The following is a 14,404-nucleotide window of genomic DNA, read 5'->3' as shown; positions in this document are numbered from 1 at the left end:
TAATTAAGCCGAATCGGGTGGTAGCACCTATAATAGGTGCAGCTCGGTTCGGTTTTTAATGCGACCGCACGAACAAACTAGATTTCCCAAGGAGAATAATCCCCATGGATAAGCCTGTTATTGAGGCCCAGTCTGGCCCAGCGCCGACCGACCTTGTCGTAGAAGACATCGTCGTCGGCGACGGTGCTGAGGCGCAGCCTGGTGCCGTAGTGGAGGTCCACTACGTCGGCGCTGAATACGAGACCAACCAAGAATTCGATTCCTCGTGGGACCGTGGCCAGTCCATCGAGTTTCCGCTGACCGGTCTCATCGCCGGCTGGCAAGAGGGCATCCCGGGAATGAAGGTGGGCGGTCGCCGCAAGCTCATCATTCCGCCGGAAAAGGCCTACGGCCCCGCTGGTGGTGCGCACCCGCTGTCCGGCCGCACCTTGGTCTTCATTATTGACCTCATCCGCGCCGACTAAAAGCGCTCAGCCCCAGGGTTCGCCCTGGGGTTTCGTCGTTTTCGGCGCGGTCAGAAAAACTGCGGCACAATGGAGGACATGACTGTGCCAACCGTAACTTTCAATGATGACCGCGACATGCCCCAGCTGGGCCTGGGCACGTATAAACTCTATGACGAGGAATGCATCCGCGTCATCCGCGAGGCCATCGATTTGGGCTACCGCCACTTCGATACCGCCACGCTCTACAAGAACGAAGAGGCGGTAGGCACCGCCCTGAAGCAGGCAATGGATGCCGGCGACGTCACCCGTGATGAGCTCTTTATTACCTCCAAGGTATGGCACTCCCACCACGGTGCGCACAAGGTGGAAGAGGCATTCCAGCAGTCTCTCAAGGATCTGCAGCTCGACTACCTTGACTTGTATCTCATCCACTGGCCGTGGCCGCAGGGTGGCCTCTACAACGAGACCTTTGAGGCTATCGCCCGCCTGCAGGGCATGGGTCAGATTGCGTCCATCGGCGTGGCTAATTTCTACGAGGACGTGCTCAAGGACCTAATTTCCACCACCGGCATTTCTCCGGTGCTCAACCAGGTGGAGATCCACCCGGGCTTTACCCAGTCCAGCCTGCGCGCCTTCCATTACGATAATGACATCGTCACCGAGGCATGGGCCCCGTTGGCGCGCGGCGTTGTGCTCAATAACCCCGTGATTGAGCAGGCTGCTGCTGACCACGAGGCGACCGAGGGGCAGGTTGTGCTGTCGTACCTCATGTCCAAGGGTATCTCCGTCATTCCGAAGTCCGCGCGCACCGAGCGCCTGAAGGAAAACTTGGCCGCCACCGAGCTGGAGCTCACGGCGGAGGAAGTATCCGCCATTGACGCACTTGAGGGCCAGGAGGGCTTTGGTCGCATGTTCAATGACCCGCGCGAATTCCCAGGCAACGAAGAGTAACGTCAATTGCAGATTAAGCCCCCTCACGGGGGCTTTTTCTTTTGCCAAGCGGCTGTTAACAATCTTTACAAGGGGTAAATAATTCTTCCTTCGGGGGTAGTTTGCTAAAGATGTTATTCCAGTTCAGTGAAGCCTATGGGGTTAAAAGGGTGGGGGAGTGGAAAGTTTTCTTGGCAGAGTTTACAACCTTGCAGAAAATGTTCTGTAACTTACAAGTCAGCGTGGATAGTGAGCAGTGACACACTATCTCGTGTGACCTAAGTTCCTCTCACCCAAGGAGACGATGCTCTATGAGTGACGTAGCTGCAACTCCTGTCTCGCGCCGCGAACCCACCGGTAGCGAGTTCATCGCGATGCGCGACTCCGCCAAATTCGGCGAGCTGCGCCGCACCTACCGGAGTTTTACCTTCCCTATGACCGTGGCCTTCTTCGTGTGGTACGTGGTTTACGTTCTTGCCGCCGTGTTCGCCCCTGACTTCATGGCAACCGAGCTCGGCGGCGGTTGGAACATCGGCCTAGTCTTCGGCCTTGCCCAGTTCCTTACCACCTTCATCATCACGTGGATTTACGTGAAGTACGCCAATAAGAATATCGAGCCGAAGTCGGCCGCCATCCGTGCAGAACTGGAGGGCAACTAATGACTACCACCACCCTTGCCGCCGAGACTTCCGCCGGCAACCCCATCCTGAATATTTCCATCTTCGGTCTCTTCCTCATCATCACCATGGCGGTGGTGCTGCGCGCCGGAAAGACCACGAAGAAGGCCTCGGACTTTTATACCGGCGGCGGCACCTTCTCCGGACGCCAGAACGGTCTGGCCATCTCCGGTGACTACCTCTCCGCCGCATCCTTCCTAGGCATCGTCGGCGCGGTGGCGCTCAATGGCTACGACGGCTTCTTGTACTCGGTGGGCTTTTTCGTTGCCTGGCTGGTAGCGCTCATGCTCGTCGCCGAGCCAATGCGCAACGTTGGTCGCTTCACCATGGCGGACGTCCTCTCCTTCCGTCTGAAGCAAAAGCCCGTGCGCGTGGCGGCGTCCATCGCCACCCTCTTCGTCACGCTCTTCTACCTCATCGCACAGATGGCCGGCGCCGGCTCGCTGGTGGCCGTGTTGCTGGATATCCACGACTTCAAGTGGCAGGCTCTCGTCGTGGGCATCGTGGGCGTGCTCATGATTGTCTACGTCCTGGTCGGCGGCATGAAAGGCACCACCTACGTCCAGATGATTAAGGCCGTGCTTCTGGTCGCCGGCGTGGTCATCATGTGCGTCTTGGTCTTCATTGCCCTGCGCGGCGGATTTAGCACCCTGTTTAATAACGCCATCGACATGCACGCCGCCTCCGAGCAGATTAAGGAGAAGGGCTACGAGGCCAAGGACATCATGGCCCCTGGCCTGAAGTACGGCGCCACCACCGCCACCAAGCTGGACTTTATCTCCCTGGGCATTTCCCTGGTACTCGGCGTGGGCGGCCTGCCGCACGTGCTGATGCGCTTCTACACCGTGCCCACCGCCACTGAGGCGCGCCGCTCCGTTACCTGGGCGATCGTCATCATCGGTGCCTTCTACCTCATGACCCTGGTTCTGGGCTACGGTGCAGCAGCACTGGTGGGGCCGGACCGCATCCTGGCCGCGCCGGGCGGGGCCAATGCCGCGGCACCGCTACTCGCAATGGAGATTGGCGGCTCCATCTTCATGGCGATTATTTCCGCCGTGGCCTTCGCCACCGTGCTCGCCGTGGTGGCCGGCCTGGCCATTACCGCCTCGGCGTCCATTGCGCACGATATCTACCACGCGGTGATCCGCAATGGCGAGTCCACCGAGGCCGAGCAGGTCCGCGTCTCTCAGGCCACCGTGGTGGTCCTCGGTATCGTTTCCATCATCTTGGGCATCCTGGCCATGACTCAGAACGTGGCCTTCCTGGTCTCCCTGGCATTTGCGGTGGCGGCCTCCGCCAACCTGCCGACCATCCTGTACTCCCTGTACTGGCGCCGCTTCAACACCGCGGGCGCGGTGGCCTCCATGTACACCGGTGTGGTGTCCTGCCTGGTGCTTATCTTCTTCTCCCCGGCAGTCTCCGGTTCTGAGAGCTCCATGTTCCCAGGTGCGGACTGGGCCATCTTCCCGCTTTCCTCGCCGGGCTTGGTTTCCATTCCGCTGTCCTTTTTCGTTGGCTGGTTGGTCTCCATTATGACCAAGCCGGACAACTTTGAGGAGCTTTCCGCAGAGATGGAGGTTCGCTCCCTTACCGGCGTGGGCGTGGAGGCACCCGTGCAGCATTAATTGCTTGAAAAGTGCATTCACCCGGTAATGTGGTTGGACGTGCTTAGAACGTCTGTGACCCGCAAGGCGGCATCAGTTAAGGCTGGTGCCGCTTTGGCCGTATGCATGCTCGCCTTGACCACCACCGCGTGCAGCAATAGCGAGCGTGAAAGCGATGCGCTTGCCGACGCCCCCTTAAAAGCAACAGACACCAACCGCGACGTCCCACCGGAAACCAATGAGTTCCTGGAGGGCGATGAGGGTCATTCAATTACCTATATCCGCCTGCACGATGGCATGCACATGGGCTCTGCCTCGGAGCACGAGGCCCGCCCAGCGCTAAGCCTTATCAAGCTCTATATCGCCACCTACGTAATGGAAAAGGGCGAGTACGAGGACAAATATGAGGCGCTGGATATGATCGCTAGCTCCTCGGATAAGTCCGCCGAAGATCTCTTTGATAAGTACCCGGATTCCATCGACACGATTGCCGATGAATTCAATCTTGAATCCACCAAGGCCGGCGAGCAGTGGGGCTACTCGCAAACCTCCACGTATGACGTCGCCAGCTTCATCTCGCAGCTCATCGACCGCGATGAAACCCACCCGGTGCTTGTAGCCATGGCGCATGCCGATCCCATCTCTGAGGATGGCTACCGCCAGGATTACGGCACCGCCAAGCTCTCAAACGTGGTAGGCAGCAAGTGGGGTTGGTCCAATGACAAGTCCATTAACTCCTCGGTCTCCTTTGGAGAAAACTTCGTCGCCGCCGCCTCTATCACCGGCTCCTCCGATGACCTCACCGACTACGTCAAGGACGAGGTGACGGGTAAGAATCTGGGCAAGGCTACCGAGCGCTTCCTCAAGTACAAAGACGGCGAGGACGTCCCACCGATCGAGACCTCCACCTCGGAGACCTCTACTACCTCCTCCACTAAGAAGGACAAGGACGAAAAATCCGGCAAGGACAAGAAGGAAAAGTCCACGTCCAAGGAACCCACCAGCGAATCCACCACGTCCAAGAAGAAGTCCGCAGACAAAAAGAAGGACTCGGAGAAAACCTCCGAGCCCTCTAAGAAGTAGTACTACCGCGCCTTAGAGACCGTCTCTGCGACGATCTTCGCTAGCTGGCGAATCTGATCGTTGCTCAACGTCTTGCCATTAAAAGTCACGCCATTGGCGGTGACCTGCGGCAGCTCCGGTAGCTCCGGGTGTGCGCTCTGCAGTTGCGAACTTAGCTGATTGACCAGGTCGGACGAGCCATTGCTCGGGGCCTTGGTCTGTGGCTGTGGTTTCTTGGTGGTTGGCTTCTTTGCCGGTGCAGGGGCCGCGGACTTGCCTGGCGTCCACTGTCCCCAGTCTTCGGCGTAGACCTCATTGACGTCAACGATGATGCCGCCAATGGCCTGCTGCTTGCCGTGCGGCAGCTGGTGGATAGTGGTGCGCGGGTGAATCTTGCCGTTGGATCCCCAATCATGCATCCAGAAGTACTTGCCGATGCCATCCTGGATCGCCCACTCAATAGTGTTGTAGTTGCCGTAGATGCCCGTCTGATAGCCGGCCAGCTCCAGCGTCTTGGAGAATGCCTGCAGGTAGGGGCGGATCTGGCGGGTGTACTGCTCGCGGGTGGGGTTATCGTCGATCGCGATGTAGATCGGGCGGTTGGTGGGGCCGCCTGCCTTCTTGTGTAGCGCAATTGCCTTCGGTGCGTGGATTGCTGCACCAGCTGCGCCTTGCTTCCAATCCGCGGTTTCCGCACGGCCGAATTGGTAGACCGACGCAGTGGGCAGACCCGCTGCTGCGTTGGCCTTAGTCTCCTTGAGGGTTACCGGCTTGCCGGTCATCCACGCAGCGCCGGGGCGCTTGTCGGAGACGTAGCGAATCGCGCCCATATGTCCGGCATTCTTAATTGCCTGAGGGGAAGGTACGCCGGCGGAGAAATCAATGATGGTGCCGCGCACCGGTCCGAGCGCCGCTGCACTCGGTGCAGCAGTACCGATAGCACCTGCGGCCAGGGTGAGAGTGCCCGCCTTAAAAAGGCCGCGACGGGAGAAAGATGGTGACATGTTGAGCTCCTGCAGTAATCACATTTGTCACAGTAGTTAACAATTGCACCATAGCAGGAGGTCTGGAATTATCTCCGGAGCGAAACCGCATGTCGCAGATCTATACCGAGGAGCTATTTCGAGTCGTTGCTGAACTTCACGCGCGCGGGGTTCTCAACTGTGTGCGATACCGTGCAGTCCTTCTCTTGGGAGATGCGGATCAGGTTGTCCACCAGCTTGCGGGCTTGGTTGCCCTCCGCCGTATCCGGGAACGATAGATCGAATCCCACGCGCACCTCCGACAGACGCGATGCTCCATCTTCGCTTACACGGTCACCTTCCACGTGCACATCAAACGCCTTTGGTTCCGTGCGCCGAGACGTTACAACGTCTACGTCCACCGCGGAACATCCCGCGACCGCAGCTAGCAAGAGTTCAACAGGGGAGAGGAGTCCCTCACCACTGCCAAAATCAATACTGGCTCCCGCTGAATTGGTAGCTCGGTATTGGGCGGTTTCGATGCGGGTGAGGTCTACGGCGTAGTGCTTTGTTACTTCAGACATATGGCCAGTTTAAGGCGAGGGATCAGGTCGGTTCGAGTGGGTAACAGACACGTTGATCGTAATGTTCGCGTGTCTAATAGTGATTTAAATGGCCCGCGTATTGTGAGTTCCATGAAGATCATTGCTATTTACGCGACGGAAACCATGTCTGATTGGGAGTATGCCTACCTAACAACCCAAATAGCTGAAGCTGAGGCCCAAGTGCCGGACCGCTTCAAGGTCTTGTTTGTAGGCGAATCATTACAAGCTGTCCGCTCCAAGGGCGGGCTCGAAGTGGTCCCAAGCTTGACCTTGGAAGATATCCAGAACCGAACTGATATTGCGGCATTCGTGGTTCCAGGGGCAGATACTTACTTTGATGGGCATGGACAGTTGCTGGAAACGATCAGTGGCTTAAGTGAGAACGGAGTGCTCTTGGCAGCAATCTGTGGTGCAACTCTGGCCTTTGCTCGTGCTGGGGTGCTTGACCACTGCAAACACACTTCAAACGCGCAAGGCTTCCTTGCCTCAGTGAACTACGCCAATATCGATGGCTATAAAGAAGAAGATGTAGTTTTTGATAGTGGAGTGATTACAGCTTCAGGCTTGGCTCCAGTGCCATTTACTGCGGCGGTATTGCGCGCGGCGGGCGTTTACCCAGATGATGTCGTGGATGCTTGGCTTCAATTGCATGAGCAAAGAACGGAAGCGGCCTTCGTTGAACATATGAACAAGGTTCAGGCGTGGGTCTGTTCAAACTAGCTGGAGTCACCCGAAACTGCTTCAACGATTCGGGTCTTTGCTGAAACAAAGGTGCCTGACATTCAGCGCTTGTATTTCCCGGGGCAGGACTATGAATATTGATCTGCCGGATCTCATAGTCAACCAACTGGTTGATTGCAGTTTCAACCAGCCCTGTGATTCAAAACGATGACAAATGTAGAAGGATAAGTCCTTAGAGTATTTAATTCATCGTTACTCCGGCCGTGACAGCGGCTGGGAAGGAGAATGACCATGAAAGCTTTGTATTGGACATCTATTTTCTACCTTGTATTGGGCTTGGGCGCTGGCGTGTTCTACCGCGAATTCACGCGTGCCAATGATTTCCCCGAGGGCGAGTTCACCCAGTTGAGCGTGGCGCATACTCACTTGCTAGCGCTCGGTTTCATGATGAGCCTTATCTTCTTGGTATTGGAGAAGGTCTTTGGACTGTCACGCAGTCGCGGTCAGTTCAATGCGTTCTTCTGGCTCTACAACGTCGGCGTGGTCGTCACCGTTGGCGTCATGATCTGGCACGGATGCTTGACCGTGCTGGGGGAGGAGTCCTCTGCAATGATCTCTGGCATCGCTGGTCTTGGGCACATTCTCATCACGGTAGGCCTAATCGCATTCATCGCAGCGCTTGGTAATGCCATCGGTGAGTCCCAAGAAGCTAAGTCCCAGGCAGCAGGTGAATAACAATGAGTGAGACTGTCTCAAAGCGCCACAACGTCGGCTCTGCGAGATAGGAGCTCACCAAAACAAATGACCCTCATGGTCCCTACATAGTATTTTTAAGGGAACTGCTCGGTCACGAGGAAAGTTCTGGTAGTTGAAGCGAAAAATGAACTTTCCTGGCCGGCTTGGCGTGTTTGTCATCGCAGATTAGATGAGAATGGACTTTTCATCATCCATAAAGAGGGCTTGCCCATCTCTCAAAAGCAGCAGGTTCCATTCTCGGCCGTAGGTCTCGACAGTCTTACTGATGACCTCTATTGAATAGGGCCCAGTGGTTCCTTGTGCATGAGGAACAATGACATGAGGAGTGAGGTTTAGCCCAGTGTAGTCGGTGAGCTGCGGTGCAGTTTTGGGATCGTCCATGATTGATGCCGGCTCAATTGACGGGCCGGCAATAATTGCTCCTGCAGAACTTCCAGCGTAAAGCTTTCCTTGATTTACCGCATCAGTTAGCAGACGATCGGCACCCGTTGACCTCAGTGCATTAAGAAGGCGGAACACCTCGCCGCTCGCGACATAAATGCAGTTGGCTGATGCAATTTCATTTTGAAGATCGCTTGAGTTTGATTGCGATAGAGTGAGAGGGACTAAGGTCTCTGCTGCCTCCCCAATTGCCTTCAGCTCTGCCTGTGCAAATGGTGCCTGGCGCATCTCTGAAGCGGCATCATCGATGTATAGCACTCGCCCCGAAATGTAGTCGCCGATGTCTGGGTGCAGGAATGAAGCGAGAAGAAGTTTCATGGGCCTAGATTACGAAATTCTTGCCGCTCCCACCATTCGAAGAGCAAACGTCTCGAGACACCAAGCGGAACGACATCCTGAGATTTCGAGTCTTTTGCGAAACTACCCGCCCACCTGCAACGACCCGAACCACAGCGGTAGTTTTCGTCGGTTCTGTTCTCGGTTCCGTCGGCAGGTGGGCCGCGGCGGTGGTAGCAGTTCAGAGCTACTTAATTAGGCGACACAATCGGATCGGACACGCTGAGCAGCCTGCGCCAGGAACCCGCCGAAGCGATGGTGTCCTCGTAGGCAATTACATAACCGATCTTCACACCCGCCATATCCGAGTGGCTAGCCATCAAATTGATGGCCTCCTCAGCAGCAGCTCGTTTCTTCTGCACCTCGTCGTTCGCGCGTCCACCGGCATCCTTGCCCTCAACAATCCAGGTTCTTCCCTCCTTATCGCGAACGATGAAGTCCGGGTAGTACGACCGCCGCGCGGCGTAGCCAATGCTGGCTCGATCCTCCGGGTACAGCCGTGTCCACCACTCAACATCCGGGGATACGTCCAGGTCACTAGCCAGTTTTGCCTCGCCGGAGTAGGAGTCAAAGGCAGCAGCGTTGTACAGTCCTTTCTTCCAACCGGAGTAGTACTGGCGGCGAACAAACTTCGACTTATCCTCCGGGCGCGGGATAATGTCATATCCCTTGGGCAGCTGATAGCTACGCCGCTGCTCATGGGGAAGCAGCAACGGCACGAGCCGCACAGTCGGCTCCAGCGACGCAGTGAACTGTTTAACTGCCTGCGAGACCATCGTCCGCAATGCCTCACTGGCTGTGGCTAGTGCGTCCACCGTCCACTCGGTAACCGAGACGGCGTTCATAAAGGCCGGGACAATGCGGTTATCCAGCTGGCTGAGGTTTTCCCTGTTGCGGTCAATCAGCTGATTCTTCAAGATGATTGCTTTGATTTCACGCCGGGCAGTGTCCGTGTCAATGGCTACCGACTGAACCTGCGTTTGTTCCAGGCGGCTCGTGGAGATGGTGTGGGCGGTGAATTTAAGCTTGTAGCGCTCCATCTCGCTGGTAGCTTCATCCGTCACCTTGCCCGCGGCTGCAACAATGTCAGCGTTGGTGAGCTTGTGCAGTGGGAAGAACTCGTCTTCGCGCATACAGGTCGTGTGCGGGAACCAGAAGGAGACATCTCTAAAGCGCTCCACCAACTCCACCACCGCAGGAGTAGAGGCATCATCATGCCAATTATCCAGGTCGCGGCCATCGCCTCCCAGCTCACGTAGCTGGCCTACCGGCTTATCAAGGGTGTTTCTACCTGCTAATTCCGTGTCCCCGTGGGTGGAAGTATCCGGGTCGGTGGTGTCGGTGTTGGGGTCGGTTGCTGGATCTGTTGCCACGGTCAACGCCGGGCCGGTGCCAGGGCGGGTGTCTGCGTCAGGCTGCGGTAGATCGCCACCGCCGCTGACATCGGTATCCGGCTGCGGTGGCTCGGTATCGGTATCCGGCTGCAACTTCTGTGGCCGGGTGTCTACACCGAAGGAATGCAGTACTTTCTCGCTTTTAAGCAGCCGCCTAAACGAATCGTGAGCCACGATCTCCAGGGTGTCGATAGCTTCCACGTCGGTGTAGCGCTTAAACGGCAGTCGGAGGCCTCGACCAAGTGTTTGCTGGGTCAATATGTCGGAGTCCATGGCGCGCAGAGTGACCATCACCGCGATCGAGCGGGTATCCCAGCCCTCTTTGAGCTTGTTAACGCTCACCACCGCGCGCACCGGGGAGTCCGGGTTGTCCAGGCCATTGAGCAGTGCGGTCTTTTCCTCGGTCATGGAGTCTGAATCCACACGCAGTACCGTATACGGGTTGTTGAAGAACTCCGGGCCTGCCAAAAGCTCTTCCACCTCGGTGGCGTGCGCGATGTTTTCGCACACCACCATCATCACCGGATTGATCGGGGACGTGCCATCGTCGGCGTGTCGCGCGGCATAGTCGTCGTAGAACCGTTGCTTGTGCTCGCGTAAGGTAGCCGCGTCTTTGAGCTGCTGGTATTGCTCGCGCTCGCCGTAGCCGTCGCGGCGGTAGACAATGACCGGCGTTTTCACTGATTTGTCGCCTATGGCTTCGCGCAGGGTGTAGCGGAAGACCACATCGTCGTCCTCGTCGGCAGAGGCGGTAAGCCCTACCAGCATGGCTGGGTTGAGGTCAGCAATTGCGGCGTGGAAGGAGGCCGCAGATGCGGAGTACAGGTGGTGCTCGTCGGCAATGACTACTAGGTCGTCGCGGGAGGCCAGGTCGTCGTAGAGGACTCCGGCGTACTCGGAGAACTTGCGGATGCCGCGCGCGGTGGCTTGTTTGCCGCCACCCTTGGTTTCTCCCTCCATTTTCTTCGGGGCGATAAGCTGCTGAATGTTAAAGACGAACACGCTGGAGGCCGACTGCTGCTCTGCCTCGGTACGCCCTGCGGCCATGGACTTGTAGTTATCTGGGGTAATAACCACAGGATCCAGTGCGGCACCCTCGATGAACTTGCCGGAACCGCGCGTGAAGTTAGCCACGGTCTTGGTCTGCACCACCAAGCCGGGTGTTACCACCACGACGTTGCGCACGCCACCACGGCGTAAGTACTCGATGAATGCGGCCATGACATAGGTCTTGCCCGCGCCTGTAGCCATGTCCATAACCAGGGCGTGTGCGCCGTCTACGCCGCTATCCATTCGGCGCGCGAGAGTATCGAGTGCTCGGGTATTGGCTACACGCAGTCCAAAGCTCGCGGAGAGTTCGTCCACGAGTGCTGGATCATAAGTCAGTTGCAAGGTCATGGTTTAGGCCTCCTTAGCGTGAGAGAGGGTACGGGTGAACAGTCCATCGGGCAGGTGGATGATCCTTGAACCAGGGCAGGCCTTATGCAGGTAGCGGCCTAAGTCAGAATCAGCGGAGGTGGCTGCAACGGTCACTGCTTCACCGTCGGGTACGTAGTACACCAACTCGTCGATGAACTCCTGGGTGAGTGGCTGGCGAGTGACAAACAAGTTCATCTTCTCCCGCTTGGCCGGGAATACCGGGTTGTCTGGTGTCATACGAAACCGCAGGTGCGCGGCGACTGCTGCGGACAGGTTGCGTGCGGTCGCGTCCTCGGTAAGGACGACGAAGCCGGTGTCCTCGTCCACCTCGAAGCAGGGTTTGGACAGCCGCGCCACGGTGAACCCGCCACCGCCGCGCCAGTTGATCGTGTCCGGTGACTTCTTGGTCTTAACCAGCTGTTTAATCAGCTTCACGTCGGCGGACTTTTTCAGCTCTGGTTCGTCCTTGACTGCCTTATTCAGCAAGGAGGTCAACTTCTGCGCGTCCTCAGCGGACAAGCCCTCCGGCAGACCCGTTTCTGTGGCATCCACACGCTCGCCCTTGGTGACGGTGATTCCACCTAAGTCTTCGCCGCGTACCACCTTTTCCAGTCGCGGGCGGGTAAAGCGGTTAAACGTGTCCTCCACAAGCTCGCACGTCACCCAGCGCCTGCCCATCTTGTGCGCTACCGCAGCAGTCGTGCCAGAGCCAGCAAACACGTCCAGCACGATGTCGCCGGGGTTGGTAGCAATGTGGATCACGCGCTCCAACAGGCGCTCGGGCTTGGGGGTGGCGAAAGCGGCGGTGTCAGGGAAGAGCGTGTTCATCTCGGCCTTCGATGTTCGGTTATGCCCTACTTCCTCGTGCAGCCAGAGTGTTTGCGGTGCCCTGGTTTGAGAAATCTCGTCAAGATAGCGCTTCAATTTAAGACCCCCACGCCCTCCGTCGGTGAAGTACAGACGCGGGAGCGGAGACGATCCATAGAGGTTTTCACCTTCGGCCACTGCAAGCAGTGGCCCGTCTACTACGAGGTCAGGAACGTCCGAGCGGAGTTGTTCAACAGGTATCCCGGTGGCCCTGCTCCGCTTTTCCAGGTCAGGGTTCGGTTCGTCCCGATACTTGGTTGTCTCATTGAGCCATTCATGGAAGACGGCACGTTTCTTTCCCCACTGTCGGTTCTTCGCCGGGTAAATCATCTCGCCAGTAATCGGGTTCTGCACACCGTATACAGCGGAAACTTGACGGCCGTTCTTATCGACTGAGTGTGGTGCCGCAGGGTCTGCGGAAATCCACATACGGTTGTCTCCGTCGGGGTTCTTGTAGAGCGCGTCGCGGGACGCGAGACGGGGGAGTTTGTTTGACTGCCAGCCTGGGGTCTTGGAATAAACAAGAATGACGTCCTGGTCAATGGAAAACCCAGAGGCGTCATTTCTAGGAGAATATGCTTTCTGCCACACCACCTCAGCCACGAAGTTCTCCGCGCCGAACACCTCGTCCATGAGCAGGCGCATACGGTGGTTTTCCACGTCGTCCAGATGTACCCAGATGGAGCCGTCGTTGCTCAGCAGTTTCTTCAAGTGCAACAGCCTATCGCGCATCATGGTCAACCACACGGAGTGCTCTAGGTTGTCCTCATAGTTGGCAAAGGTCTGCGCGGTGTTAAAAGGCGGATCGATGTAGATGCATTTGACCTGGCCTACGTACTTATCGGTCAGTTCCGGTACACGGGTAAGTGTTTCGAGTACGTCGCCGGACTCGCCGAGAATCAGCAGGTTGTCGTCGGTGGGTGTAAAGTCGGCGCGCTCGGAGTAGGTTCGTCCCTCTTCCTTTGGCTTCTGCTTGCCGCGCACCACATCGCCATACTCTAGAAAGTGAGTCTGGCAATAGCGTGGGTCAGTCGGGTCAACCCACGTGTAGCCATATTTACCCTGCTCAGTGGGGATAAGGGCCTGGTCTTTGTTGTACCACGTTAGCTCTAGACGCTGCTTCGTCATAGGCTGCGCACTCCTTTTGTGTACCGAGGATAGAACGGATCCAGTTTATCCAGCAGCCATACTTTTCGGGGCCAGGGTGGGTTTTGTGGTGACACGTCTCCTTGGCGGACTGGGTAAAAGGAAACCCAGCAGTGGGGCTGGGGATGGGGATGGGGTGAATTTATATAATGTCAACAGGAGTTCCCGAGAGAGTCACAAGCTCGCCATCCTCATTAAGGGTAAAAATCTTGTCCATCTGTGATGGCATTCATAATCTGAGCATTCGGGATCCCGTTCGCCAAGTCGTTGCAGGTCTCAAAAGAGGGAACAATTCCTTTTGGCCAGAAGCAATGCAGATGATAGTCCAAGAGGAAGAGTCTTCTGGGATAACCAGGAACGCATCTGGCTCGGTATCCACCATGAGCAAAAGACGAGCGGGGAGAGCGTCGTCGCCGGTTGCGAACGCAATGCGCCGCGTGCCTCCTTCAAGAATGCAGCTGTCAATGAGGTCACCATGAAGGAACTCAGAACAAGAGTAGCCGCGAGACTCGATGTTTTGTCGTGTGTGATCTCGTTTGAACTAGTAGTCAGGCATAACGACATTCTCCGCTGCGGGGGAGGGAGATGCATGTGAATCCTCCGCAAGACCACTTAGGGGATAGGAGACTTCTTTCCATAACAGTAGAAGGATGATAGCCCCAACAATTAGGGTTGTCAGGATTATCGAATAAACACGTGGTTTGTTGGTGGATTCAGAATCTTTGAATCGGGCCAAGCCCAGGACAACCTATCACCAAGACATGCAAAGACGAACACGTTACCATCAAAATAGCTGCAACCGGGGAACAAATAGCCGCCTACACGATGGAAGCCGAAAAGGCCTACTACAACCAAAAAGACAACGAAATCACCGCCACCCGGGGCACAACAAAAACGAAAAATCTCGAGACACCATAGGAACGATGTCTCGAGACTTCACATGGTGCCCCAGAGTGGATTCGAACCACCGACACCGGCTTTAGGAGAGCCGTGCTCTATCCCCTGAGCTACTGGGGCGGGGTTGCGTGTGCAACGTGGCTAATCATAGCAGTGGGGCAGGAGTGCCCCGAAATGGCTG

General features: G+C 56.7%; 12 protein-coding genes and 1 tRNA gene. 7 read left to right on the top strand and 6 right to left on the bottom strand.

All coding sequences use genetic code 11. The annotated features are described in order from the left end of the window. The first annotated feature begins 104 nt into the window (after positions 1–104). The 5 genes from QP884_RS09790 (at position 105) to QP884_RS09770 (ending at position 4,740) form a co-directional block, all read left to right on the top strand. Complete coding sequence (locus QP884_RS09790) at positions 105–464, top strand: FKBP-type peptidyl-prolyl cis-trans isomerase (protein ID WP_005323855.1); 360 nt, start codon at positions 105–107, stop codon at positions 462–464. A gap of 69 nt (positions 465–533) precedes the next feature. Further along, positions 534–1,397, top strand: coding sequence for an aldo/keto reductase (locus QP884_RS09785; protein ID WP_284821883.1), 864 nt, complete (start codon positions 534–536; stop codon positions 1,395–1,397). A 290-nt stretch (positions 1,398–1,687) separates the two neighbouring features. Continuing rightward, a complete protein-coding gene (locus QP884_RS09780; protein WP_284821882.1) occupies positions 1,688–2,035 on the top strand; it encodes a DUF485 domain-containing protein in 348 nt (115 codons plus the stop codon). Further along, positions 2,035–3,678: a solute symporter family protein gene (locus tag QP884_RS09775; RefSeq protein ID WP_284821881.1), complete on the top strand. Its 1,644-nt coding sequence runs from the start codon at positions 2,035–2,037 to the stop codon at positions 3,676–3,678. Before QP884_RS09780 ends, QP884_RS09775 begins: the two co-directional genes overlap by 1 nt. Positions 3,679–3,705: 27 nt before the next feature. Next, positions 3,706–4,740, top strand: coding sequence for a hypothetical protein (locus tag QP884_RS09770; RefSeq protein WP_434736464.1), 1,035 nt, complete (start codon positions 3,706–3,708; stop codon positions 4,738–4,740). 2 nt (positions 4,741–4,742) lie between these two features. Here the strand turns inward: QP884_RS09770 and QP884_RS09765 are convergent, their stop codons facing one another. Together QP884_RS09765 and QP884_RS09760 are read right to left on the bottom strand one after the other, a co-directional pair. Then, entirely contained in the window at positions 4,743–5,723 is a 981-nt protein-coding gene (locus tag QP884_RS09765) for a DUF1906 domain-containing protein (protein WP_284821879.1), read from the bottom strand. A gap of 113 nt (positions 5,724–5,836) precedes the next feature. Then, complete coding sequence (locus tag QP884_RS09760) at positions 5,837–6,265, bottom strand: OsmC family protein (RefSeq protein WP_284821878.1); 429 nt, start codon at positions 6,263–6,265, stop codon at positions 5,837–5,839. 111 nt (positions 6,266–6,376) lie between these two features. On the opposite strand from QP884_RS09760, the gene QP884_RS09755 reads away from it, so the two are divergent. Further along, a complete protein-coding gene (locus QP884_RS09755) occupies positions 6,377–7,006 on the top strand; it encodes a DJ-1/PfpI family protein (RefSeq protein ID WP_250409888.1) in 630 nt (209 codons plus the stop codon). Positions 7,007–7,258: 252 nt separating this feature from the next. Next, complete coding sequence (locus QP884_RS09750; RefSeq protein WP_250409887.1) at positions 7,259–7,702, top strand: DUF2871 domain-containing protein; 444 nt, start codon at positions 7,259–7,261, stop codon at positions 7,700–7,702. 186 nt (positions 7,703–7,888) lie between these two features. Here the strand turns inward: QP884_RS09750 and QP884_RS09745 are convergent, their stop codons facing one another. The 4 genes from QP884_RS09745 to QP884_RS09730 all read right to left on the bottom strand — a co-directional run bounded on the left by QP884_RS09745 (position 7,889) and on the right by QP884_RS09730 (position 14,343). Then, positions 7,889–8,482, bottom strand: a complete 594-nt coding sequence (locus tag QP884_RS09745) for a Type 1 glutamine amidotransferase-like domain-containing protein (protein WP_250409886.1) — start codon at positions 8,480–8,482, stop codon at positions 7,889–7,891. 209 nt (positions 8,483–8,691) lie between these two features. Beyond that, positions 8,692–11,292, bottom strand: coding sequence for a DEAD/DEAH box helicase family protein (locus tag QP884_RS09740; protein WP_284821877.1), 2,601 nt, complete (start codon positions 11,290–11,292; stop codon positions 8,692–8,694). 3 nt (positions 11,293–11,295) lie between these two features. After that, positions 11,296–13,308, bottom strand: coding sequence for a site-specific DNA-methyltransferase (locus QP884_RS09735; RefSeq protein WP_284821876.1), 2,013 nt, complete (start codon positions 13,306–13,308; stop codon positions 11,296–11,298). Between the two features lie 959 nt (positions 13,309–14,267). Further along, a tRNA-Arg gene (locus tag QP884_RS09730) sits at positions 14,268–14,343 on the bottom strand. Between the last annotated feature and the right edge of the window lie 61 nt (positions 14,344–14,404).

Origin of the sequence: Corynebacterium tuberculostearicum (assembly GCF_030229345.1) — a bacterium.
In the GTDB taxonomy this organism is placed as follows: Bacteria; Actinomycetota; Actinomycetes; order Mycobacteriales; family Mycobacteriaceae; genus Corynebacterium; species Corynebacterium tuberculostearicum_G.
Note: the sequence above shows the minus strand (reverse complement) of the source record. Positions and strands in the feature narration are given on the sequence as shown.